The 925-nt window shown below is 20.5% G+C and carries 1 protein-coding gene and 1 pseudogene; one reads left to right on the top strand and one right to left on the bottom strand.

The genetic code is table 4. The annotated features are described in order from the left end of the window. Positions 1-283: hypothetical protein (locus EHV01_RS06075; RefSeq protein WP_422066676.1), on the bottom strand; the 283-nt coding region annotated here is incomplete at its 3' end. 357 nt (positions 284-640) lie between these two features. On the opposite strand from EHV01_RS06075, the pseudogene EHV01_RS06070 reads away from it, so the two are divergent. Then, positions 641-925, top strand: a pseudogene (locus tag EHV01_RS06070) (IS30 family transposase); the annotation flags it as partial.

Raw genomic sequence — 925 nt, 5'->3', positions numbered from 1 at the left:
AATATTTATAATTAAATGCTCGTTGTCAATATAATTTAGCACCATCAGGTGATTTCATCATAAAATTAATTATTTCACTTTCAATTCTATCAACTTGTTTTTCAAGCAAAGGAAGTATCTTTTCGCTCCGATAAATTTCTTGTCTTCAATGACGAGAAAGGTTGAATTCATTGGTTAAATCATTCAAAGTATATGGTTTATTAGGTGATTTATTTTGCCAAAATTCATTTATTTTACGATAAAATGTTCGTAAACTTGCTGTTTTTGGATTAAATTCTTTCATTTTTTACTCCTTTTTGCATATTAAAATTGCTATTATTTAATGAATATGATTAAATAAAAGAGTAATAAAGAAACTTATCAAGAACTAAACACTTATCAAAATGTATTAAATAACTTAATATTATTTTTATTATGTTTATTTTACATCAAAAAAAGACTTTTTCAAGTCTTAATTTTTTAATTTATAAACAAGTTTTTAGAGCTTTGGAAAATCTATTAAACTTTTATAAATATAACTTAAATATAACTATAACTTAAATATAACACTAATATAACACTTTATACAAAAATGTCAAATAAATTTTTAAAATTTTATTTTTTTATGATAAAACTATTTTCAGAAAGAGAGCTTTTGGATATGAGAAAATTTAAACATTTAAGTATTAATGAAAAAATTATATTAAAGGATTTATCTATATCAGAATTATATAAAAAGAAAAATGGTAAGATTAATTATTCAAAGATAGCACGTTTTATGGAAAGAGATAAGGAAACAATTCGGCGTGAACTTAAAAAGTTTAAGGAATATGACCCTTTAAAATCACAAAAACAATATCTTAAAAATAGAAAAAATTCTAAAAAACATATTACTTTAACAGTTAAACAGATTAAGTGATTAAATAAAAATTTTAATACTTTAWAW

This window comes from Spiroplasma sp. hy2 (assembly GCF_044714365.1).
In the GTDB taxonomy this organism is placed as follows: Bacteria; Bacillota_I; Bacilli_A; order Mycoplasmatales; family Mycoplasmataceae; genus Spiroplasma; species Spiroplasma phoeniceum.
This window is presented reverse-complemented; position numbering and strand designations above follow the sequence as displayed.